The 23960-nt window shown below is 52.3% G+C and carries 17 protein-coding genes and 1 tRNA gene; 9 read left to right on the forward strand and 9 right to left on the reverse strand.

The window, feature by feature from the left end; translation table 11 throughout:
• Positions 1 to 154 precede the first annotated feature (154 nt).
• A complete protein-coding gene (locus GNT65_RS17430; protein WP_160798480.1) occupies positions 155 to 388 on the forward strand; it encodes a hypothetical protein in 234 nt (77 codons plus the stop codon).
• 91 nt (positions 389 to 479) lie between these two features.
• Here GNT65_RS17430 and GNT65_RS20715 read toward each other — a convergent pair whose 3' ends face one another.
• Entirely contained in the window at positions 480 to 5459 is a 4980-nt protein-coding gene (locus GNT65_RS20715; RefSeq protein WP_160798481.1) for a S8 family serine peptidase, read from the reverse strand.
• Between the two features lie 622 nt (positions 5460 to 6081).
• On the opposite strand from GNT65_RS20715, the gene GNT65_RS17440 reads away from it, so the two are divergent.
• Positions 6082 to 7002, forward strand: coding sequence for a LysR family transcriptional regulator (locus tag GNT65_RS17440; RefSeq protein WP_160798482.1), 921 nt, complete (start codon positions 6082 to 6084; stop codon positions 7000 to 7002).
• A gap of 37 nt (positions 7003 to 7039) precedes the next feature.
• Here GNT65_RS17440 and GNT65_RS17445 read toward each other — a convergent pair whose 3' ends face one another.
• From GNT65_RS17445 to lhpI, 4 genes are all read right to left on the reverse strand, one after another.
• On the reverse strand, positions 7040 to 7987 hold the full coding sequence (locus GNT65_RS17445; protein WP_160798483.1) for a DUF4097 family beta strand repeat-containing protein: 948 nt from the start codon (positions 7985 to 7987) through the stop codon (positions 7040 to 7042).
• The gene (locus GNT65_RS17450) at positions 7984 to 8496 is read right to left on the reverse strand and encodes a hypothetical protein (protein ID WP_160798484.1); all 513 of its coding nucleotides are present in this window, start codon (positions 8494 to 8496) and stop codon (positions 7984 to 7986) included. The genes GNT65_RS17445 and GNT65_RS17450 overlap by 4 nt, the downstream gene beginning before the upstream one ends.
• Positions 8496 to 9068: an RNA polymerase sigma factor gene (locus GNT65_RS17455; protein ID WP_420853533.1), complete on the reverse strand. Its 573-nt coding sequence runs from the start codon at positions 9066 to 9068 to the stop codon at positions 8496 to 8498. Before GNT65_RS17455 ends, GNT65_RS17450 begins: the two co-directional genes overlap by 1 nt.
• Before the next feature lie 272 nt (positions 9069 to 9340).
• The gene (gene lhpI / locus GNT65_RS17460) at positions 9341 to 10288 is read right to left on the reverse strand and encodes a bifunctional Delta(1)-pyrroline-2-carboxylate/Delta(1)-piperideine-2-carboxylate reductase (protein WP_160798486.1); all 948 of its coding nucleotides are present in this window, start codon (positions 10286 to 10288) and stop codon (positions 9341 to 9343) included.
• A 259-nt stretch (positions 10289 to 10547) separates the two neighbouring features.
• Between lhpI and GNT65_RS17465 the strand changes: the two genes are divergently transcribed.
• Both GNT65_RS17465 and GNT65_RS17470 read left to right on the forward strand, forming a co-directional pair.
• Positions 10548 to 12410 carry a methyl-accepting chemotaxis protein gene (locus GNT65_RS17465; protein ID WP_160798487.1) on the forward strand — a complete coding sequence of 621 codons (1863 nt, stop codon included), beginning with the start codon at positions 10548 to 10550 and terminating at the stop codon, positions 12408 to 12410.
• A gap of 131 nt (positions 12411 to 12541) precedes the next feature.
• Positions 12542 to 14122: a sensor domain-containing diguanylate cyclase gene (locus GNT65_RS17470; RefSeq protein ID WP_160798488.1), complete on the forward strand. Its 1581-nt coding sequence runs from the start codon at positions 12542 to 12544 to the stop codon at positions 14120 to 14122.
• Between the two features lies 1 nt (position 14123).
• Here GNT65_RS17470 and GNT65_RS17475 read toward each other — a convergent pair whose 3' ends face one another.
• The 3 genes from GNT65_RS17475 to GNT65_RS17485 all read right to left on the reverse strand — a co-directional run bounded on the left by GNT65_RS17475 (position 14124) and on the right by GNT65_RS17485 (position 17047).
• Positions 14124 to 15749, reverse strand: coding sequence for a methyl-accepting chemotaxis protein (locus tag GNT65_RS17475; protein ID WP_160798489.1), 1626 nt, complete (start codon positions 15747 to 15749; stop codon positions 14124 to 14126).
• Between the two features lie 154 nt (positions 15750 to 15903).
• A tRNA-Phe gene (locus GNT65_RS17480) sits at positions 15904 to 15979 on the reverse strand.
• A gap of 309 nt (positions 15980 to 16288) precedes the next feature.
• Entirely contained in the window at positions 16289 to 17047 is a 759-nt protein-coding gene (locus GNT65_RS17485) for an outer membrane protein assembly factor BamD (protein ID WP_160798490.1), read from the reverse strand.
• A gap of 123 nt (positions 17048 to 17170) precedes the next feature.
• On the opposite strand from GNT65_RS17485, the gene rluD reads away from it, so the two are divergent.
• The 4 genes from rluD (at position 17171) to GNT65_RS17505 (ending at position 22012) form a co-directional block, all read left to right on the forward strand.
• A complete protein-coding gene (gene rluD / locus GNT65_RS17490) occupies positions 17171 to 18142 on the forward strand; it encodes a 23S rRNA pseudouridine(1911/1915/1917) synthase RluD (RefSeq protein WP_160798491.1) in 972 nt (323 codons plus the stop codon).
• A complete protein-coding gene (gene pgeF, locus GNT65_RS17495) occupies positions 18142 to 18861 on the forward strand; it encodes a peptidoglycan editing factor PgeF (protein WP_160798492.1) in 720 nt (239 codons plus the stop codon). The genes rluD and pgeF overlap by 1 nt, the downstream gene beginning before the upstream one ends.
• 114 nt (positions 18862 to 18975) lie before the next feature.
• Positions 18976 to 21549: an ATP-dependent chaperone ClpB gene (clpB, locus tag GNT65_RS17500; protein WP_160798493.1), complete on the forward strand. Its 2574-nt coding sequence runs from the start codon at positions 18976 to 18978 to the stop codon at positions 21547 to 21549.
• Positions 21550 to 21694: 145 nt separating this feature from the next.
• Complete coding sequence (locus tag GNT65_RS17505; RefSeq protein WP_160798494.1) at positions 21695 to 22012, forward strand: hypothetical protein; 318 nt, start codon at positions 21695 to 21697, stop codon at positions 22010 to 22012.
• A gap of 114 nt (positions 22013 to 22126) precedes the next feature.
• Here the strand turns inward: GNT65_RS17505 and GNT65_RS17510 are convergent, their stop codons facing one another.
• Positions 22127 to 22570, reverse strand: a complete 444-nt coding sequence (locus tag GNT65_RS17510; protein WP_244952219.1) for a DUF4124 domain-containing protein — start codon at positions 22568 to 22570, stop codon at positions 22127 to 22129.
• Between the two features lie 133 nt (positions 22571 to 22703).
• Between GNT65_RS17510 and pssA the strand changes: the two genes are divergently transcribed.
• Positions 22704 to 23540, forward strand: a complete 837-nt coding sequence (pssA, locus tag GNT65_RS17515) for a CDP-diacylglycerol--serine O-phosphatidyltransferase (RefSeq protein WP_160798496.1) — start codon at positions 22704 to 22706, stop codon at positions 23538 to 23540.
• The last annotated feature ends 420 nt before the right edge of the window (positions 23541 to 23960 follow it).

Below are 23960 nucleotides of genomic sequence, written 5' to 3' on the forward strand. Positions count from 1 at the left end.
TAAGGCTGGCTTAATCTTGGCTAGTGAAGCTCGCCTAACAGGTATCAGTGTCAGAGGCGTTTGGCCCTGGCACGGCACAGGCGGAAAGCCTTTGAGCCTTTGCCTTTTATTGTGAGATGTTCACTGTTTGACTTGCCAAAACCAGGAACCAGAGATGAAAAAATTTACCACCCTAGCCGCCGGCCTGTTATTTGCGGGTGCGGCTGTCGCCACGGATTGCACAGATTGCCATGAGCCTATCGACCTGACCATGCACACAGAGTCAGAGGCTACCCTGGCGACCTGTAACGATTGTCATGGCATGGGAGATGCCCATGCGCCTGATCCAGAGATTCACACTCCAGAGCTGACCATCAAGGAGTGTAGTGACTGCCACGGCATGAACTAGCGATGTTGTCGCTTTAAGCTGGCATAAAAAAGGGCCCTCAGAGAGGGCCCAAAGACAAGGTCGAACTAAACGTTTTACCGTCAGATACTGCTTAGTGCAGCTTACGGCGTCCGGCGATAAGACCCAGTAGGCCCAGTGCCAGGAAGCCAAGGCTACCACCCGAATCAGAGTCACCGCCCTGTTCTGGGGTTTCCGGCGCCGGTGGTGTAGGTTCAACACCGTCTGAGTTCACCGTCAGCATGAAGCTGGTGGAGGCGGCGTCAGATGGGTAGGCCATATCGTGTACGGTTACCGTCACCAGAGTTTCGCCATACCAGTCGGCGTCAGGCGTGATGCTGAAGCTGTCGCCATCCACAGTTGCCGTGATGTGCTCACCCGATACCTTGATGCCATTGGCTGTGCCTTTGACATCGTTGTAGGTCACAGTGATGCCTTCCAGCGTGGTGTTCTCTTCCATCATCATGTCGGCAATAGGCGCAACCGAGATGTTAGTGGCGCTCGCCACATGATGGGTGACAGAGACCAGTTCAGAGTCGGCGTACTGGGTATCAACGGTAACGCTGTTATCCTTGCCCACTGCCGAGGCAGAGACTCTCGCGGAGAAGGTCAGTGATACAGCCGATTGCTCTGGACCGCGATAATCAGCACAGACAACCAAGCCTTCTTTCACCTTGCTATCGACATCACGATAGGCAAAACCATCGTTTAACCAGCCGTTTATCGGACCGAACATGTGACGCTCGCCCCAGAAACCATGTAGGCCGATTGAGCCTAAGTTGGAGTTAGCCGACTTCAGCGTGCGATAGGCGAAGATGATTTCAGGAGTCTCTTCTTCAAAGCTAATATCGGTGGCTACTATCGTTTCAACATTATACTGGGCATCGGGATCTGGATTGTTGGCTCCCACTAGGAAGTTGCTCCATTCTTCACCACCTACCCATTGGAAGATGTAATGCTTGTTGGTAACAACACCATATACAGCATCTTGGATCTTCAAGGTATCCCAGTTAAATGACGCCTCAGGCATTCTGATATCACCACGCCAGAGTGGGGCGATCAGCGTATCAGGGAAGTCCTGGAAGAAGTCGTTAAATGGACGATCTTGGTTCCAGAACATTGGCATCGCATCGAGTTGCAAGTAGCCAAATGGAGAGACACCTATAACGTCATAGCTGTACTCATCTGGGTTGGCATATAGGGGAACACTCGCGAGTCCATTTTCACTTAACGGTATGTATAGTGGACGATTTGAGTAACCAGATATCCCCATGTGGCTGAAACCTGCAGACGGAAGATCGTAGAAGGTTTCATCATCGCCATATGGCACCTTACAGTTGGCATCAGTTTCATTGGTAGTATAGACATAGTGACGCTTCATCTCACTCGACGCGGGCTGAGTGCTAGCAATACTGATTAGGTTGCCTTCAACAGTGGTGTCATCGGCATATGTTCCAATACCACCCACTTTGACAGAGTCTGCAAGCAGTACCAAACCATCGGACAGTTTAGTATTTAGGGTAAACTCACGTTCGCCCCCTAACAGGTTAGGTGCCAGGTCAACATTGAAGTTGATTATGTCACCAGCTTTCGCTGCGGTTTGTGAGGCTTCAATCTGAATGTCGCTACCCTTATGTTGTAGCTTAACCCCGAAATCACCCAGGTTACTGTCGTTGTAGCTATCGCTGCCGATACTTACCACCCCGTAGTAGACATCGCCTTCTTTTGCATCAGAGAGGTTATGATTCATTTTTAGTTGGAAAGGGGTCATGCCATCATTTGTGGCAGGGCCTTCAACTGTCATGTTGGCCTCATCATCTGCAGTCACTACAGCTAGGCGCAATTCAAATAGATCTGCACTCTGGTTAATGTCTTCACGAGCCCACTTCCAGTTTCCGGCTATGGCCCAATAACGACCAGGCATAGGGTCGTTGATGGCACAGAAGTCACCAGCATCTGTATTGGAATAACAAATGGCTTCATCTAACCATTGAATGTCTTCGTCACCGTTGACATCCATACCAAGATCTAACGCGGTATATGCGACTCTTGGAGCCTTAAGCACTTCCCATACAACACGCTTTGTACCTTCTGGAACATCGAAGAAGATAACTTTAGCGCCACCCGCCTCAATCTCTTCACGAGTGAAGCCCTGTGCATAGTCTCTTACCGTAGCAATTTTTAGGGCGGTATCGTGGTTTTCAGCCTTAGTTAGGCCATAAACTCGAGAATTCAGCTGTTGTATCTCAGCGGTAGTTAACATAGGTGTTACGGTGTGACCTTTATCCCTATGAATGACGCCTGAGACCTGGCTAGGTAGATTGTCGCTCTTGTACACAACGCCTACAGGCAGGTTCTGTACTGGTTTGCTGGTATCTGCCGGTGTGATAGATACTGCACCATTGAGTTGGATCTGTGAAGAATCAGCATAGTATGCCTCAACCTCTAGCACCTTGGCAGTTAGGTTGATAGCCTGGGTCTCGCCAGCCTTTAGGCTAAAGGTTCGTGGCGATACCTCGAGCTCTAGCATAGGGGCACCATCTATGCTTTCCGGTGTTGCATCAACCGTCCATGTACCATCTTCTGTTGCTGTGACGATACGCATCCAGCTACAGGTGCCTGCACACTCAGAGTTGAAAAAGTATGGTAGGTTCAATGTATGAATATTACCACCATTTTTCGGGTTAGCAGCACGATAGTTGCTGGCCGTTTCATCTAGCAGGAGTGTTGCGTTGTTGGCACGAGAGACATTGATCACGCCGCTACCAACGTCGGTCACGTTTGCCTTCACCACATCATAAGGATAGGCGTCGCGAGAGCGGGTCACGCCATCGATTGAAGCCGTGGTCATCAGCGCCGATTGGATCTGCGCCGGTGTCCAGTCCGGATGCGCCTGAGTTAGCAGTGCCATGGCGCCGGCAACGTGTGGGGCTGCCATAGAGGTACCACTGATGGCCGCATAGTCGGCTGGCATAGCCACTGCGCTAAATGGCATTTCATCTGCCCAGGCAGCAAATACATTCACACCTGGAGCTGCTAGGTTAGGCGTCATCACATCGGGAACTTGAAGGTTTGGTCCACGAGATGAGAAGTCTGCCACATAATCGCTGGTACTTTCTTTGGTCACTACCTGTGAGGCGGCAATCGTGATCTCATGGTTGCTGCCTGAAGCTAGCCACTGGCTTAAGCCGAAATAGCCGTTCTCCCAGCCGCCATAGTAAGCGTGATAGTCGATGTTGATGCCTGGGATGGCATAAGGGTCGTTATGGGTTGGATCAGACCATCCTGGGTTCCACAAAATGAAGCCACCGGCGCCACCAGCCTGTACGTTTACAGCCTTAGTCACGCGCGCAATCTCACCACGTTTACAAACGACAATTGGAGCCTTGCTATAGGCATTACCCATAGGGTCGAGGTCGAAGAAACCGGCCGGGAAGGGCTCGTTACACATTTCGTATTCCATGCCATAGGCTTTAGCTTCGACGACAGGGCCTGTATAAGCGCCTGTAATGCCGGAACCGTTAATGTCGCCTAATGGCTGATCGCCGCCTGTGGCATTAGTCAGCATCTTTCCTTCAACGGCTATTTCACGGCCGTGTGTAGTTGCTGCCACAGAGGTGAGCCAAGGTGATAGGTGATCGATAGCACCTCGGGCTTGAGAGGCAAATTCTGGTGAGTATGAGTTACCTGCTGACGCAGATACTGAAATACCCGCTTCTCGCGCAGCTAGGAAGCCCAGCTCCATTGGGTCATCCCACGGGAACGAACCAAATGTCTTACCGATAGAGTAGTTTATTACATCTACACCGTCGGCGATGGCATCATCTATCGCTGCAAGTAAGGCTGAACCCTTACAACCTCCAAAACTCTCACCATAGCTGCCGTCACCAGGGTAACAGACTTGATACATGATGACGTTGGCGCGCGGTGCGACACCCGAAATGCGTGGGAATTTCAGGCCTGTCGGCACACCGTCCCCGACTTCACCCGGCAGCGGTACTACATGGTCTACGTCTAGCAGTACGTTACCAGCGGCAGTAGATGAGGTATGTGAGCCGTGACCGTTGTAGTCCTCACCGTTTTGTGGGCGCTTAGGCTCTTCAATCCGCCAAGCTGGGATATCTGGCTGGAAGGCTGGGTCTAGGTAGGTATCTGTGATCTCCTCGTAAGATCGCACCCCGATCAGCTTGTCATTACACATGCTGACAAATTCAGCCTTCTCACAGTCACCCAGATAGTGGCTGTAACGCGCAGGCATCTGGTGCACATAGCCATCACCGGCGATGGCAGCAAATGAAGGATGGTCTGTGTTGATCCCCGTATCCAACACACCGACCACTATGCCTTCACCCATATACTTGTCATCGGCCGTGGTGCCTGTCCAGATACCGTCGGCGCCTATGTGCTGTGGCCCGACATCTGTGTGTAGTTGATAGGTCTGTTCCAGCGTGACGTTACGTACACCTGGTAGCGCCGCAACGCGCGCCGCCTGGTCTTGGGTCATGCGCATCGCCATACCGTTGAAGGCGAGTTGGTAGCGCTTCTTAACATCCAGCTTACCACCAACCGAGCTGGCCATCTGGGCTAAGACTTCATCTTGCTTATTGGTGAGATAGTCGCTGTAGCGCTTGACCGCGCGGCTATCCATGTCCACCTTGTTGTGACTGCGGGCATTGAGCATCACGGGCACTGTGCTCATGGTCGGAGAGGTCGCCGCCAGGCTAGGGAGGTCGCCGCGATAGAGTGAAACAGGCTTGTCGCTGAGCTCGACAATATAGGTCTGCTCACCTGTGATGCCCGCTTCATATTTAAAAGGCACCTTGTTGTCTTTGCTGGTTGCGATGGCGCGGTGTACGTTTTTGGTCGAGACCGCGCGTGTGTTTTGTTGATTGTCGGCCTGGGTACCATTACGGCGTTTACCGTTATACAGGTCTTCGTTGTATTGGATGATGGCATCGGTAATTTCGATGGCACGCATCTCATGGTTATTAGCATTGCTCGAAGCGGCTGCACCGCCGACGCCAGCGGCATAGATGGCCGCCATCGTCATGAGACTAACTTTCTTCAGTTTCATGGGTTGTTCCCTTTTCTTTTTATAGGTAACGCCGAGGCGTCGATGTAAAAGTAAGGCACTCGTACAACTATCGATTGTTAATGAGTTGGTGATAAAGACGCCAATGCGTAAAAGCTATAGGGCTATAGCTGCCATGCATTCATGGTTAAGCAATTGGTAATATTGTTAAGGGGTGAGGAAGTACACTGACTGAAGTTTTTGGCGATATTGGATTGTTTTGTTGGTGATAAATTTGGTTTTGCGTCCATTTATTGAAGAATAACGCTAAAAATGACGGCTTTGTTTGTAGATCAAATATGTGGTCGTTTTTAGCGCGCTTGTAGCATTTGGTCGCATTCTGATACAAATTGTTAAAACTTTGTTGCTTGGTGATTGGGCGATTTTCAGTCCGAGTGGCGTCGACTGAAATTTAACATAATTGATTGATATTATTTATTTTAATGTCATCTGCTTACCTTGCTGCTTCGCTACCTCTTGCTCGCTTTGTGCGAGAAACATCGCCTAGTGTCGGGTGCCTGCTATGTCTTTATGAAGTGGTAAATGATAGAAATGTTATCTCGCATGACGCTGGGTCGTGCGTAGATATTTTACCTGATTATCTGGCAGACCTATGGGCTAACCGATGGAACTAAGACACCTACGACACTTTATCGCGCTGGCGAGGCTAAAGAGTTTTAGCAAGGCTGCCAATGAGCTGCATCTGGCTCAACCCTCTCTATCGCGCAGCATCCAGAAGATGGAGGAGCGTCTAGGGGCCAGTCTGCTTGCCAGAGATGAGAAGCAGTTCGCCTTAACCGAATATGGTCAGATGGTGTTAGCCCAAGGCGAGCAGATCGTCAGTCAGCTCGAATATCTTGAGTCTGAGATCAAGAGTCGCCAGGGCATAGCGCAGAAGCGCCTGGTTATCGGCGCCAGCCCCATCCCACTGAACAGCATCATAGGCCCGGCACTGGGGGGCTTTATTCGTGATAATCCCCAGATGCTGATCGAGCTGAAAGTGGAGAGCTGGAGCCGCCTCTACAAGATGTTGCTCAAGGGGCAGCTGGATCTGTTTATTGCCGAGACCAATGCCACCTTGCTTGACCAACGCGATAATATCGAAACATGTCGTCTACCCCAGTCAAATGCCATTTTTTGTTGCCGCCGCGAGCATCCGCTGGCCCAGCTCGAACGTGTCTATCTGCCGAGTTTGAGAGATTATCCCCTCGGGGTGCCAAGGGCCTTTCCCGATCGTCTGAGAGAGCAGTTTGATGATCTGTTAGATGAAGATCGCCACGACTACGCTGGTTTATTGAAATATGATCAGTTTCAGCCGATCAAAGCGTCGCTGCAAGGATGTGACCTTGTGGTCTTGACGCCGGACATCTCGGTGCAGGCCGAACTCGCCTCGGGTGACTTGGTGGCGCTAGAGGTGGTGGGTATGCCAGATATTCGCGCCAACTTTAGTGTGGTCTCGATGAAGAATCGTCGTCTTAGCCAGGGTGCCGAGCAATTCGTGCAGGCCTTGTTTGCGGATCATTTGGATAGGGCGAGCGGTTTTTAATAGCCAACCCAGATTGGGTTGGCCTTGGTTGTTAAGCCTAGTTTGACTTGAGATCAATATCGCCGCTGATGGTGTTGATCAGGATATCGGCGCTGCCTTTGCCCAGCTGGAATTTGAGCGAGCTGCCTGGGCCATATTTAGGTCTCTTCGGTTTATCTGGGCTCAGACGATTGTCGATGTCACCGCTGGGGCCGCCGTCAATGGCGAAGGTCGCATCCAGGTTCGCGGGTAGGCTGAAGTTGATGTCACCACTGACACTGTCCAGGCTGGCCTTGGTCGTCAGTGCACTAACCGCCAGGTTCAGGTTGCCGCTGACACTCTGTGCCTTGAGGCGATCCACCTTGTCCAGGGTGAGCTTGGCATCTCCCGATACCAGCTCGATAGAGACCTGGTCGGCGCCGCTGTCGGCCTCGAGCTTACCGCTGACCAGGGTGTAGCTGACCTTACCCAGGCTTTGTTTGTCTTTGATCTTGCCCGATACGGTTTCCAGCTTGAGCTTGCCTTCAAGCCCCTGACTGGTGATGTCGCCTGAGACGGTATTGATGCTCACCCGCTCGGTGAGCTCCTCAGCCTTGATATTGCCGCTGACAGTTTGCACATTGATATCACCCGAGAGCTTACTCACTCTGTAGTTGGCCGATACCCCTTCGCTGTTTAGTTTAAGCTGTCTTGGCACCTTGACGGTGAGGCGTGAGCCCTGCTTGTTGCTGCCCGAGTAATGGCGGGGGAGTTTATCTTCGATGGAGATAGTGCCGGCGCTTTGTTCGACGGTGAGGCCTTCGCTCTGCTCATCCAGGGTGCCAGTGATGACTATGGCTTCCTGATCCCAGGATAGGATCTCGACTTCGCCGCGGCGTACCTCCAGGTTCAGACGCAGATCTCCTTCGACATCGATGCGTTTATCCACGCTCTGCGCCCCCAGCACAGATTGACTTAATAGTAGAAAGGGCAAAGCCAGGGCAGTGGTTTTTAGTTGTTTTTTCATATCATCTCTCCTGTTGTATCTCGATCCACAGGGAGTTTTTGCCCCTGTTTGATTAATTCGATCTCACGTTGTTGGGTCCACAGCCAGAGCTGCCAAAGTTGTTTGTCTGTCGGGTTGAGTTTCAGGGCATCATAGATCTCCTTGGCGGCGGCCCTGAGCTGTTCTATCCCTTGCTCGACCGGCTGACTGTAAGGGCTGCTGCGCCAATCGACTCGCTTGGTCAGGCTAAGGGCGTCGACACTTGCCTGGTGCTGCGCCTGGATCGTGGCCAGGGTCTGGATGAGGGCGTCGTCTTCGGCATTGGGCGCCGTTGGCCAGAGGCTGAACTTGCCGACCACTAGTGCCAGCAGCAGGGTGCTGGCGATCGCCATGGGACGCCAGTAACTGTGTGAGTTACTCGTGGGTGCATCGAGGCGAAGTTCGACCCCTTGCCAGAGATCCCGCTCTGGCGCCATCTCCTGCGGCGTCTCCTCGAGGAGACGCTTGAGCGTTTCTGCCTTGTCGACCATTAGATCATCTCCTGCAGTAGTTTCTTGGCCCTGTGGTACTGCGCCTTGCTCGTGCCTGTGGCGATATTGAGCCGCTTGGCGATCTCGTCATGCTGATATCCCTCAAGGGCGAAGAGGACGAAGACGATACGGGCGCGCTCCGGTAGACGTAACAGCAACCTGTCTACCCCCTGATAGTCGAAGTCGATGGTGGCTGTATGAGTCTCTTCACTCGGCAGAAATCTGGCCCAGAAACTCTTATGCTTCTTGATACAGCTCAGAGCCTGATTCACCGTTAGGCTATGGAGCCAGGTGGTAAACTGGCTCTTGCCATCGAACAGGGGCAGCTTTTGCCATAGGCGTACAAAGGTCTCCTGAGTGGCCTCTTCTGCCAACTCGGCCTGACCGGCGAGGCGAAAACAGAGGGCGTAGACGCGTCTGTAATGCTGATCAAAGAGTTGCCGAAATGCCGTCTTGTCTCCCTGTTTGGCGCGCTCGACCAATACGGCATCGAGGAGCTGGTGAGCATCATCTGGACTCGTGAGTGCGCTCAAATCTGTCTTCCCTGTGAGTGAACAATACCTATTAGACATAGGCAGCGATTGAAATGGTTTAAAGCGAAATGAAAAAAAGTGTTGGCTTAAGGTATATCAGCAAGATTCGAATGCCAACCTGGTGGGAAAAGCAGAGTTTTAAGAGACAGAAACATTCAAAGCGATGAAAGAAGCCGACATTGAAGAACTCGTCATTGAAGAAACCGTCATTGAAGGAGCGAATGTCGTAGAAGGTAAAGAAAACAGGGCGGCTTAGCTGTACTAGATGAGCTGTACTAGCTTAGCCGCCCTATGATGTGATCTTATAAGCGCTAGGCCTGTTTTTCGTATACCAGCTGGGCACCCACCAGATCCGCAAGCGCGGTGCCGACCGATTTAAATAGGGTTATGCTTTGCTCGTCTTGGCGACCAGCTATGTCACCGCGACAAAGATCCGCGAGTTCGCCCTTGACCTGGGACAGCTCAAACACGCCTTCCGACACAGGGATCAGCAGCTCGCCTGCTTCGGCGAAGACATTGACCTTGGCATCCACATAAACCTCGGCCTTGACGACCAGCTCGCTGTCGCATTCACGTCTGTCATGATTGTGGTTGCCCACCAAGTCCACATGGGTGCCGGGCGCTACCCAGGCGGAATCGAAGAGTGGCGCTGGTGCCCCGGTGGCGCAGCTGATGATGTCGGCCGCAGCGACGGCCTTTGGAAGATCCTCACAGGCCCTCACTTCTATCAGCGGCGCGGCGGCCTGGATAGCGCTGATGGTCTTATCGACCTTATCCGGCGAGCGGCCCCAAACGGTGATGGTGTCCAGCTGTCTCACGCAGGCGTGCGCCAATGCCATGAAGCTTGCCAGCCTGCCTGTCCCAAATAGCAGTAGATGCTTGGCATCTGTTCGTGACAGATACTGGCTCGCAAGCGCCGATACTGCGGCCGTGCGCCAATAGGTAACGCTGGTGCCATCGACCAGAGCCTGTGGCTCGCCGGTTTCACGGTTAAAGATCAAAACTTTGGAGTAGAGGCTTTCCAGTTCGGGAGACTTCTGAGGATTACTGGGGAAATAGGTAAAGGCCTTCACCGCTATAGTCTTCTGGTTCCACGCAGGCAGCACGGCAAAGGCATCGCTGTGGCTGCTGGTGTCGTCTAACGGAAAGACCTGTCGTTGTGGCATGCCGGCGGGCTCGGCAAATGTCTCTCTTAGTGCGGCGATTAGGCTGGGAAAGTCCAGTGCCTGGTGCACCATATCGGCATCGATAACTCGCATATTACCTCCTGTTATTTTGGGATATTGTATGCAGAATGGGTTTTGATTGGAAGCAAGATGGGGATTTTTAGGTGGATGGTGGATTTTTTTTAGCCAGTTGAGCTCGGCAAGCGGCTGAATTATTAATAATTCATTAAAGATGAATGTATGTAAGTCGATAGTTACTATACTCAATATTGGAATCAGTTTTGGCGTTCCAAGGTGTTAATTGTCGTTGAAGACAAGTAAAGCAATCACTTCAACTAAAGGATCTCCCCCTATGCTCATTCGTCACAAATTACTCGTTAGCGCAGCAGTATCTATCTGTTCTGTGATAGCGATGTTTGGTTTGCAGCGCTTTTCGGCGGCAAAGCTGGATGATTTGTCCCATGCTGCGCAACAAGTTATCGAACTTGAAAAGGATGTTTTGAGTTTACGTAGAGATGAAAAAGACTTCTTCGCGCGGTTGGATCTCGCCTATCTAGACAAGCATAAGCAGCAGGCGCGCGAGTTAGAGGAGAAGATGGCCGGTCTAGGGGCGATCTTCGAACGTAACGATATTGGTCAAAATGATCTGCAAGCCTTCAAGCAGAATCTTACCCGTTACGAGTCTACCTTCGCCGAGATTGCCGAGCTGCAAAAGCAGATAGGCTTGCATCCAAAGGATGGCCTCTATGGGGCGCTGCGCAGCGCGGTACATAATGTCGAGACCTTGGTTAAGGAGAAGAACGAGCCTGAGCTCATGGTGACCATGTTGCAGCTACGCCGCAATGAGAAAGATTTCATGCTTAGGCGTGCCATGAGCTATCTGGATAAGTTCAGTGGCAACCTGGCGCAACTCAGGCAGCAGGTGGCGGGAACTATGCTGAGTGACTCGGTCAAGGGAGAGCTCTATGGCTTGATCGATGACTATGAGAAAAACTTCAAGACCTTGGTAAACAAAGAGCAGGAGTTGGGACTGGACAAAGACAGTGGCCGCATGGCTAGCCTGCGAGACAGCATTGCATCGGCAGAGAAGTCTCTGGTGCAGCTAAAAGCACAGTCTATGGATGCCATTAGCGCCGCTGAAGATACCACAGTCACCATCAGCATAGTCATCTTTATTCTGATCGCCTTGGTGTTGATCGGTTTCACCCTGGCGATCATTCGCAGCATCATGGAGCCGGTGCAAAGGATCAGTGATGCGATCTCTCGCATCGAGGCGACTAAGGATCTGACCCTGAGATGCGACACTAAGGTGGATGATGAAATTGGTCAGATTGCCCGCCACTTCAATAGCATGGTCGAGTCTTTTCAGTCGCTGATCAGGGAGGTATTGAGCTCGGTCGAGGTGGTTAATCACTCCTGTCAGGAGCTGTCTGAAAACTCGATGCGCGCCTCGGAAGGGGTTGGGCGTCAGCTCAATGAGACCGACATGGTGGCTACCGCTATCACAGAGATGGGCGCGACCATAGACGAGATCGCCAGCAATACCGAGCTGGCGGCAGAGCGGGCCGGCAACACCCATGACAATGCCCAGCAAGGCCAGGTCGGCGTCGAACACACCATTGAGAAGATCCAGGCCTTGGCAGCCCAGCTGACCGATTCGGCCCAGGTGGTCTCTGAGTTAGAGAAAGACAGCGAAACCATTGGCAGCGTGCTGGATGTGATCCGTGGCATCGCAGAGCAGACCAATCTACTGGCGCTAAATGCCGCCATCGAGGCCGCCCGGGCCGGTGAGCAGGGCAGAGGCTTTGCCGTGGTGGCCGATGAAGTGAGAAGCCTGGCGATGCGTACTCAGGAGTCGACCGAAGAGATCGCCGGCATCATTCAGACGCTACAGTCCCGTACCCGCTCTATCGTGCAGCTCATGGAGGCGACACAAAGACAGGGGATTGAGAGTGCCGATCAGGCGGCGAGTGCCGGTGCCTTGCTGGAGCAGATAAACGCCGATGTTACCAACATCATGGATATGAGTACGCAAATTGCAGCGGCTATCGAGGAGCAGAGCATGGTGGCCTCCGAGGTGAACAAGAATGTGGTGGTGATCCGCGACATCGCCGCCGAGTCGGCCCAGGCGGCCGATGAGAATGCCAAGGCCTCCGATGACGTGAAGGCGCGAACTCAGGTACTCTATCAGGCGGTGAGTCTGTTTAAGATTTAATCGATTGATTTGCAAAGGGGGCTTAGCCCCCTTTTTTTTGAAATTTATTCATGAAATGCAGGGTTTATACTCATATTCTGTCGTCGGGTCGACTAAGCTAGTTTAGAGTGCAGGACAAATGAGAGTGGTCGATGCGATTAAATCACTTCCTAAATATTTTAGCCCTAGGGCTCTTATTGCTGTCGTTTTTGACCGCCAGTGGCATCTACTATCTTATTTACCTGCCAAGAATCGAAGAGCAACTTATTGATAGACAAGATAGAGATCTGCAGGCGGTTCAAAAGGGGATCGCCTACGCTCAGAAGAATCTGGATACCCTTAGTTATGACTATGCCATCTGGGATGACATGGTGCATTTTGTCGATAATGTTTCGCCTGAGTTTGTGGCCAAAAACCTCTACGATAATGCCTTCGAGGCGGCCAACATCGATGGTTTCTATGTGTTTAACCGCCAGAATCAGCTGGTGTGGCATTATCAGAGCGGCGCCGATTTTGCTATGCAGCAGCTTCCCCTAGTTAAGGCGGGCGTGGCCGGTAAGCTCCTTCCCTCTAAGGCGGAGATGGATGCGGGCAAGCCTTCTGTGCGCAGCGGCCTGCTGCGAATGGGTGACAGGGTGGTCTATTTTAGCAACGTGACCGTGATGCCCAGTAATGGCGAGGGGCTGGTGGCCGGCAGCTTGCTGACGGTGCGCAACGTGAGTCAGGCGATCCGTGAAGAGATAGAACAGTTTAGTCTGATTAAATTTGATCTCGAGGTGTTGCCTCAGTCACAGGCGCCGGGCGAGATAACCCTAGGATTTAGAGAACCGCCCAAGGTAGAAAAGATAGCTGCCGAGCACTCCTGGTATGTGCATGATGCGCTCGGTGTCCCCTCATTTAAAATCACCGTACTCCACGACAGAAACCAGATCCCCTCCATGTTTACCATAGAGTCTATCCTGATGTTTTTAAGCGTGCTGGTGATGTCTTATATTGCTATCGTCCCCTTCTCGGCACTGGTGGTCAGGCCGCTGCGGGTAGCCAATGCCGTGCTGGATAAGATGGCGCACAGGGGCATTTTGCTGACCATGCCGACCTCTTGGGTTATTACCGAAGTCGCCAAGCTGACCGAGTCCTTTAATCTGGTGGTGGAGAAGCTGCAGCGTCATCAGAACTATCTGGAATCCTTGTCGTTTAACGATCCCCTCACCGGCATCGCCAATCGCCGCAGCCTGGAGGTGTTTGCAGAGCGTGCCGATAAGCAATGGCGCGAGGGCAAGGGTGCGATAGGCTTTATCATGCTGGATATCGATTTCTTTAAGCATTACAACGACACTGTCGGGCATCAGAATGGCGACCAGGCTTTGATCAAGGTGGCCCAGGCCTTGATGTTGGAGTGCCGGCGTCGTGGCGAGCTGGTCACCCGTTATGGTGGTGAGGAGTTTTGTGTGGTTATCCACGGTGACAATCTGGCACAGATGGAGCTGCTAGCCAAGCGTATGCTGCAGAGGGTGAGGGATCTAAACATCTATCATCAAGCCTCGCCCTTTGAAATCGTCACCGTCAGCATGGGCGCCGTGCTCTATGACGGTTACCATCCAGAGTTTGCTAATGACGACTGGCAGACGATGATAAAGCTGGCCGATGAACAGCTTTATAAGGCGAAAGAGAGCGGGCGTAATAACCTGCAGGTACTGCATCGCAAGGTGAGCCCGCTCTTCGTGGTGGGCTGATTCAGAGCCTGAAGGTGGTCACCTGTTGGCGCATCGAGTCGGCGAGTGAAGTGAGTTGTGCGATGGAGTGACCCAGTTCCAAGGCCGATTCCGTCGACTGGCTAGCGATATCGCTGATGGCGATGATGCTGCGGTTTATGTTCTCGGCGACACTGCTTTGCTCTTCGGCTGCGGTAGCGATATGGGTGTTCATCTCCGTGATGTTATCGACCGAGGCCACGATCTCCTGTAGCGCCTCACCCGCCTTGTTGGTCTGCTGATTGGCATCGTCCACCTGTTTTATGCCCACGTCCATGGCGGTCACAGCCTCGCTGACCCCGCTTTGCAGCGTCTCTATCATGGTCTCTATCTCCTGTGTCGCCTCCTGGGTGCGCTGGGCGAGGGAGCGTACCTCATCGGCTACCACCGCAAAGCCTCGTCCCTGTTCGCCGGCTCTGGCGGCCTCGATGGCGGCGTTGAGGGCGAGCAGGTTGGTCTGCTCGGCTATTCCCTTGATGACGCTCAGCACACTGCCGATATGTTGGCTCTCTTGAGACAGGTGGGTGATCACCCCTGAGGTGCTTTGGATCTGCATCGACAGAGCTTGCATGCTGTTGATCGACAGCTGGACGATCTCATTACCGTTGGCGGCGAATCGGTCGGCATTTCTGGCTGAGTCGGCGGCGGCCGTGGTACTCTGGGCCACCTCGTTGACGGTTGCCGTCATCTCATTCATGGCGGTGGCCGTCTGTTCCGTTTCTGCCTGTTGCTGCTGGATACGGGCGTTGGAGACCTGGGTAAACTCGTTCAGGGCTAAGGCGGAGTCGCTGACGCTATTGGCTGCCTGGGCCACCCCCTTAAGGATGCCACGTAGATGACTAAAGACCTCGTTGAGGCGGCTGGAGATAAGCCCTAGTTCGTCGTTGTTGAGTTGGTCGAAGGTGACCGTGAGATCCGAGTCCTGTTGTATGGTGAGCAGCTGAGCGCGTATGTGATTGATAGGCGTCATTACGCTGCGGTTGATCCAGATACCCAGGACTATGCTGGCAACGGCAGCTACCAGAGTGATCACCAAAAAGAGAGATATAGAGGATTGATAGATATCACCAACCTTATCCTTCTCCTCCTTGGCAACCTTTAATTGTAGGCTGATCAGCTCGGTAATGGTGCCGCTGATGGGATCTATCACTCGGTAGAGGGGAATGATCTCTTTGTTGAGCTGGCCCGTGATGCTTCCCGACTTACCATCTAGTAGTTTCTCCAGATGGTTGATTTTCTGATTGGCGGGGACAAACAGACGTTCGGCCTCATCGACCAGGCGCTTCTCTTCCGCGGTGAGTTCGGTAGCGACATACTTACGCCACTTATTGTCTATGTTGTTACTTGCTTCCTGCAGGGCTTGCTTGGCCTGTTCGGCGCTAAACTCGCCGGCATTGGCCTTGTTGATGGCATCGATCACAAACACGGCATAGTCGTCGGCGATCACCTTGAGATCTTCCAGTGGTACTACTCTATCGTTGTAGATGGTACCGACGCCTTTCTCGATATTACTCATCATGTTGATCGCTAAGATGCAGATACAGATGAGAAGTGAGAGGGGGAGTAAGATACCGAAAGCCATCTTGTGCTTAATTTGAATATTGTTCATATAGATACCCAAATGAAGGAGTAAATAGCAGAAAGCTAAAACTTATGTGGTATCTATAGGTATAGCAAAAGATTGAAAACGGTAGAGACCAAGAAACAAAAAAGCCTCGCATTGCGAGGCTTTTTTGTGTGGTGCGCTAGGCACCCGCTGAATATGGTGCCCGAACCCGGAATCGAACCAGGGACACGAGGATTTTCAATCCTCTGCTCTACCGACTGAGCTATTCGGGCGACGGGGTGCATTAAAAGGCTTTTGCGCATTTGAGTCAACACATTTTTGCAAAAACTTTGTTTATCTTGCCTGTTTGGATAACTTTTGCCCGAAGCGCTGGTTTTTAGATCAAATGTTGGTTTTACATGAGATTGTCGCCCAAGAGGGGAAGTGGTTAGGCTACTCGTGCCAATTTCGTCTGGAGCAATGTTTGTCTAGGTGTCGTTAAGGTTTTCGTAGGCTGAGGAGGGAAGCTGTGGCCTGTAATTCAATAGAATAGAGGGCAATAAAAAAGCCCCGCAAGTTGCGGGGCTCTTAGGTCAATCAGATCACTTGAGCATATCATTATTGGGGAAGTTGCTCTGCATCACCATGAGTACGTGATCTTTTAGCTTCTGTTGGCCGAGTTCCTCGTAGGCGGTTGCCATGATCTCTAGGGCGCGCTCGGTAGAAGGTGTACCAGGATAGGTCTCCAGCACTGTCTGGGCGCGTACCGCGGCGGCGCTCCAGGCATTCATCTTGATGTAGTATTCAGCAACCGTGATGGCATATTTGGCCAGACGATTTTTTAAGAACTGCATGCGCTTTTGTGCATCGGCGGCATACTTGCTGTTAGGATACTGCTTGATTAAACGATCGAAGTCGTTAAAGGCGTCCTGGGCGGCCTTGGGATCTCGGTCGGTTCTGTCGATATTAAGCATGTCGTGGAACATATAGTTGTCCGACTGCATGTTCACCAGGCCGCGCATATAATAGACATAGTCGATATCTTTATGTGTGGGGTTAAGGCGAATAAAGCGATCGATATTGGCGATACCCGACGCGGCATCGTCCAGTTTGTAGTATGCGTAGATCAGGTCTAACTGCACCTGAGTCTTGTGTGGGCCGAAGGGGTAGCGAGAGTCTAGTGCTTCCAATGATCGCACCGCTTTACTATAGTTGCCCAGTTCCATCGAGGTCCTGGCTTGAGAATAGAGGACTTCGGGGGAAGATTTACTCAGCTCAATATCATCTTCGGGTTTACTACTACACGCCGCTAAGGCCAATGACAACAAGGCGATAGCTGCGCCTTTAGCAAAATTATGCATACTTGAATTCGATTCTTTGTAAGTTGTTGTTTAAGAATTTTTCCATTTCACGATAAAATAGAAACAATACGATTGTAACAGATAGCACTTTAATTTGGACCCCAAAACGCGGGTACGGTTCCTATGACACAAGAGATTAATCTAAAAAGCGAGATCACAGCAACACAAACCGGGCAGAGATTAGACCAAACCCTGGCCGAGTTGTTCCCTGATTACTCCCGTACACGTATTAAAGAGTGGATACAGGCTGGTGCCGTCTACGTCGATGGTATGGTGCAGACTAAGCCGAGAGAAAAGGTGCTCGAAGGCCAGGAAATTGAGATCGAAGCGACTCTCAAAGAGGAGATCAAGGCCGAGGCCCAGGCGATCGATCTGGATATCGTCTACGAAGACGACCATATTATCGTGATCAACAAGCAGGCCGGGCTGGTGGTTCATCCAGGAGCGGGCAACAGCGACGGCACCCTGATGAATGCACTCCTGCACCATTGCCCTGAGATCGAACTCGTGCCAAGGGCGGGTATCGTGCATCGTCTGGATAAGGACACCACAGGCTTGATGGTGGTGGCCAAAACAGTTGAGGCGCAGACCCATCTGGTGGCGGCACTGCAGGCCCGCGAGATCACCCGTGAATATGAGGCGATCGTTAGCGGCACCATGACGGCCGGCGGTATAGTAGATGAGCCTATCGCGCGTCACCCAACCAAGCGTACCCATATGGCGGTGCATCATAGTGGTCGCCCCTCTGTGACCCACTATCGTGTGGCGGAGAAGTTCCGTGCTCATACCCGTCTGCGCCTACGTCTGGAAACCGGTCGTACCCACCAGATCAGGGTGCATATGGCACACATAGGGCACATCTTGGTGGGGGATCCCGTTTATGGCGGTCGACCTCGTCCGCCTAAGAAGGCCACACCTGAATTGATGGAAGCGCTAAACGGCTTTAAGCGCCAGGCGCTGCATGCGGTTCGCCTCGAGCTAGCACATCCCTTCACCTGCGAGATCATGAGCTGGCAGGCGCCAATTCCTGAAGATATGGTGGCCTTGACCCGCGCCCTGCGCGAAGACACCAAGGCCCATCCGGCGGAATATTAATGCTGCCTCAAGACTGGTTTATTCCCCCTGGCGTGAAGCTGGCTTTTAGCCGGCGTCAGGGCGGCGTGAGTCAGGCGCCCTTCGATAGTCTTAACCTTGGCGACCATGTTGGGGACGACCCCGAGCATGTGCGTCAAAATCGTCTGCTTGCGGCTAAGGCCATGGGCTTGGCTGGTGAGCCGGCCTGGTTGCAGCAAGTTCATGGCATAGATCTAGTAAATCTGGAACAGGACTCTAACCGTGTTGCCGATGGGAGTTTCTGTCGTAGTAACCGGCATGTGTGTGTGGTGATGACCGCCGACTGCCTACCGGTGCTGATCTGCGATCGCGAGGCAACTCAGGTGGCCGCGGTGCACGCCGGTTGGCGCGGCTTGTGTAACGGCATTGTCGAGGCGGCCGTTGCCGAGTTTGATGCACCCACTGATCAGCTGCTTATCTATCTCGGTCCCTGCATCGGCCCCAAGGCCTTCGAGGTGGGAGCGGAAGTCAGGGCGCAGTTTATCGCCCAGCATGCTGACACAGATGCCTTTTTTACTCCGAGAGGCGATAAGTTTTTAGCCGACCTGCAAGGGATCGCCCGCTATCGAGCCGAGCATCTCGGTATCGGCTCCGTCTATCAACTGCCTCACTGCACTTTTAGTATGAGTGCCGACTATTTCTCCTATCGCCGAGAGGCGAAAACCGGGCGCATGGCCTCATTTATCTGGCTGGAAAAGTAGCGTAAATTTTCAGCAATTTTTTCCTTGTTGCTTGAATCCTCCTAAAAAGTCCCCATTTATACTGGTAACAAAGCACTGAAGGTTTCCTTCATTCGTTAATTTTTAGGAGGCTGTATGCGACTCGATCGTATGACGAACAAATTCCAGATAGCAATCTCCGATGCTCAGTCATTAGCGTTGGGGCGTGACCATCAGTTTATTGAGCCGATCCATCTGATGATGGCGCTGCTTAATCAAGATGGTGGCTCAATTCATCCACTGCTGACCCAGGCCGGGATCTCGGTCAGTACCTTGCGTTCCGCCCTGAGCCAGGAGCTGGAACGCTTGCCGCAAATTGAGGGCACGGGTGGCGATGTCCAGCTCTCGCAGGCACTTATTCGCCTGCTAAATCTGTGTGATAAGCTGGCGCAGAAGCGTAAAGACAAATATATCTCTAGCGAACTCTTCGTGTTGGCCGCCCTCGAGGGTAGCGACGCCTTGGCGCAATGTCTGAAGAAATCCGGCGCCACCAAGGAGCTGCTGGAGAAGACGATAGAAGAGGTGCGTCTGGGCAAGAATATCGACGACCCTAACGCCGAAGATCAGCGTCAGGCACTGAAGAAGTTTACCGTGGATCTCACCGAGCGTGCCGAGCAGGGCAAGTTAGATCCTGTGATCGGCCGTGACGATGAGATCCGCCGCACCATCCAGGTGCTGCAACGCCGCAGTAAGAATAACCCTGTGCTCATCGGTGAGCCGGGTGTGGGTAAGACAGCCATCGTCGAAGGGCTGGCCCAGCGCATTATCAATGGTGAGGTGCCAGAGGGGATCAAGAATAAGCGGGTCTTGTCACTCGACTTGGGCGCCCTGGTGGCCGGGGCCAAGTATCGCGGTGAATTCGAGGAGCGTCTCAAGGCGGTGCTTAACGAGCTGTCTCAGGAAGAGGGTCAGGTGATCCTCTTTATTGACGAGCTGCATACCATGGTGGGCGCGGGTAAGAGCGATGGCGCCATGGATGCGGGCAACATGCTTAAACCTGCCTTGGCGAGGGGTGACCTGCACTGCGTCGGTGCGACAACCCTGGACGAGTATCGCCAATATATCGAGAAAGATGCCGCCCTCGAGCGACGTTTTCAGAAGGTGCTGGTGGACGAGCCGAGTGTCGAGGACACCATCGCGATTTTGCGTGGCCTGAAAGAACGCTATGAGCTGCACCACCATGTGGAGATCACCGACCCGGCTATCGTGGCGGCGGCCAGCATGTCGCATCGTTACATCTCAGACAGGAAGTTGCCCGATAAGGCTATCGATCTTATCGATGAGGCGGCGTCCAGTATCCGTATGCAGATAGATTCTAAGCCAGAGCCGCTGGATAGATTAGAGCGCCGCACCATACAGCTTAAGCTGGAGGAGCAGGCCCTGAGCAAGGAGAGCGACGAGGCTAGCCAGCGTCGACTCAGCACCTTGCGAAGCGAGCTTGCCGAGGTAGAGGCCAAGGCTGCTGAGCTGAATGAGGTATGGCATACCGAGAAGGCGGCGCTGGCTGGCACTCAGCATATCAAGGCGGATCTCGAACAGGCCCGAATGGATCTTGAGGTGGCGAGACGCGCCGGAGACCTGACCCGCATGTCAGAGCTGCAATATGGTCGTATTCCCGAGCTGGAGAAACAGCTGGATCTGGCCGCTCAGGCTGAGATGCAGGACATGACGCTGCTGCGTAACAAGGTTTCCGATGTGGAGATCGCCGAGGTATTGTCTAAGGCGACCGGCATCCCTGTGTCTAAGATGCTCGAAGGAGAGAAAGAGAAGCTGCTACATATGGAAGAGGCGCTGCATACCCGGGTGATTGGCCAGAACGAGGCCGTGGATGCGGTGGCCAATGCCATACGTCGTAGCCGCGCAGGCCTTGCAGATCCTAACCGTCCTATCGGCTCCTTCCTCTTCCTCGGCCCTACCGGGGTGGGTAAGACAGAGCTGTGTAAGTCGCTGGCTAAGTTCCTGTTTGATACCGAATCGGCCATGGTACGAATCGACATGTCCGAGTTTATGGAGAAGCATTCTGTGTCGCGTCTGGTTGGCGCGCCTCCAGGTTATGTCGGCTATGAAGAGGGCGGTTATCTCACCGAGGCAGTGAGGCGTAAGCCTTATTCGGTGATTCTGCTCGATGAGGTGGAAAAGGCGCACCCCGATGTGTTTAACATACTGTTGCAGGTGCTGGACGATGGTCGTCTGACCGATGGTCAGGGTCGCACGGTCGATTTTCGAAATACCGTGGTGATCATGACCTCTAACCTGGGGTCAGATGTGATTCAGGAGCGTTTCGGGGTTGCCAGTTATGCGGAGATGAAGAGCGAGGTGATGAATGTGGTGACCCACAGCTTCAGACCCGAGTTCCTCAATCGTATCGATGAAAGCGTGGTCTTCCATCCACTTGAGTCTGAACATATCGCCCATATCGCGCAGATCCAGATTGATAATCTGAAGGCGCGTCTGGCTGAGAAAGACTTTGAGCTTGAGGTGAGTGATGATGCCTTAGCCTTGATTGCTCAGGCTGGATTCGACCCCGTTTATGGTGCAAGGCCGCTGAAACGCGCCCTGCAGCAAGAGGTGGAAAATCCACTGGCTCAGAAACTCTTGAGCGGTGAACTGTTACCCGGCGCGCCAATCAAGGTCGATGCCGCGGGTGGCGAACTCGCCTTCCATCAATAAGCCTTAGTCTTATGTCAAAAGCCCAAACCTAGGTTTGGGCTTTTTTATTATGGGTATCAGATTGCATTTGGCTATTATTTACACTAATTTGCGAAGAGGCAGATCTTTTCCTAATTTGAGTTTTTATACTGTGAAGGAGTACTGGATGAAAGCAAGGTTAGCAGTTATAGCATCTTTGACCGTAATGATGACGGCGTGTAGCTCAGCACCAATGCAAAGCAGTGGCCCGGCCTTCGTCGGGGTTGGCAGTGTCGATTATGATAGCCTCTATCACTTTGGCTACAACACAGGTTGCCGAAGCGCCGGATATCTGAAGCAAAACCCGGGCGCCGATACCTTAGAAGGAATGAAGGATAAGGTGTTGGATGGATTGAGCGAGTTTGATAAAGGCTGGAACGCCGGTACTCAGGCCTGTCAGGATGGTGTGAGCCGTTCTATGTATACGGTGCAAGGTAGCAGCTAGGGAAGTAGATTAGATAGGCAAGCGCTAAAAACATGAAGCGACAGCCAGAGTCATTTTGGTTGTCGCTTCTTTTCTCCACTTCTCTATTTAGGAGAATGGCTATATCTTAAGAGGCTATTTGCCGCAGAAGAGCTTGATACGCTGTTTCTGTGCGGCTATCTCTGATTGCCTGTCTTCCTCTGTCATACGCATCATTTCACCATTTTCTTCATTCTTACGAGTCAATCGAGTATATGTCTCGAGCACATTCAACTGATGTTTGGCGTTTTCACAGATGGCCTTAGCCTGGGCCTTATCTTTCTCGTTGACGGCTTCGGCGGCTAACGCGGCGTCACTCTTCTGCTCGCCTTGTTTTTTGGTGACCTTAGGGGCGGTGAAGCCAACCTTCTTTTGTTCGATATCTTCGCTATAGAGTTTTTCTGTCTTTGCCTCGGGGGGCTTTTCTTGGCTGTAGTGAGTGACACCGTTTTCATCCACCCATTTATAGATGGTGGTCGCGAGCGCTGGGGTGAAAAGGAATAGGCTTAACAGTGCGCAGAGATAAAATTTTCCGGTCATCTTAGTATCCATATCTGTGTTGGGAGAGAGTGCAAGAGTGCCTCATCTGCCAACAATTAGAGCTCGGTATAAAAAGTGAGCTTAAATCTGTGTTATCTTTTTATTTTATCAAGATAACCTTGCTTTTTAGTATATGCAAAATTTAAACAAAGAGACGGTTAAGAGCCGCGGTATCTACCTTTTACCTAACCTGTTTACCACGGCGGGACTATTTTCCGGTTTTTATGCGGTGATCGCATCCATGAATGGTCACTTCGAAGCCGCGGCCATCGCCATCTTCGTCGCCATGATTTTCGACGGCCTCGACGGAAGGGTCGCCAGGATGACTAATACCCAGAGTGCCTTCGGTGCCGAATATGACAGCATGGCGGATATGGTCTCCTTCGGGGTCGCCCCGGCGTTGATTGCCTATAACTGGGCCTTGGCCGACCTGGGTAAGGTCGGTTGGTTGGCGGCATTTATCTATTGTGCCGGTGCCGCGCTGAGGCTCGCACGCTTCAATACCCAGGTCGGCGTCGCCGACAAACGTTATTTTCAGGGGTTGGCGAGTCCGGCCGCCGCGGCGATTATTGCCGGGGCCATCTGGACGGGCACCTACTATGAGATAGAGGGGCAGCAGGTCAGTATTTTGGCCCTGCTTATGACGGCTTGTGCAGGCCTCTTAATGGTGAGTAACTTTCGCTACTACTCCTTCAAAGATTATGACTGGCGTGGACGGGTTAACTTCATGGTTATCCTGGCGCTGGTGGGTCTGTTTGTGGTGGTCTCGGTGCAACCGGCGACGATTCTGTTTATTGTCTTCAGCCTCTATGCGCTCTCTGGACCCATCTATACCATTCGCACTGTGAAGAAGTTAAAGGTAAGCCACGTGGTGGGAGATGAGAATGAAACCGATACCGATATTGCTCGAGAGATAGATGAATCTAAACCAATTGAGCAAGATGATTTAGATGCTGATAAGAAGCAGTAACGCCTAAGCCTATATTAAGGCGATAAGAGTTAAGGCGACAAGAGTTAAGGCGACAAGAGTGCACTTGCTATTAAGGGTTTAATAAGCGAATAGGGCAGCCTTGCAATCAGGCTGATCAGATTTTTGGCAGAGTCGAATTTTTTGTGCCAAACTTATTTTCCGGTTTCAAACAAGCGAGTCGATAAACCGACAGTATGTGGCGTTATCGTTATTCGCTTGTTGCCTTTGCGTATGGCTTTTTGCGGGATTCATCTCGATCTGCATGTTTTTTGTTCGATTGGTGGTTTTCGTTTAAAAAGCCCTTGCGCAAAAGATTTGGCTCCCTATAATGCGCTCCCACTGACACGGCAAACGGCGCTACTTACCCAGTGAGTAGGTAACCAAGGTCGAGTCAAGGTGATAAGCGGTTCGAGTTTTTAA

Origin of the sequence: Shewanella insulae, from assembly GCF_009831655.1 — a bacterium.
GTDB lineage: Bacteria > Pseudomonadota > Gammaproteobacteria > Enterobacterales > Shewanellaceae > Shewanella > Shewanella insulae.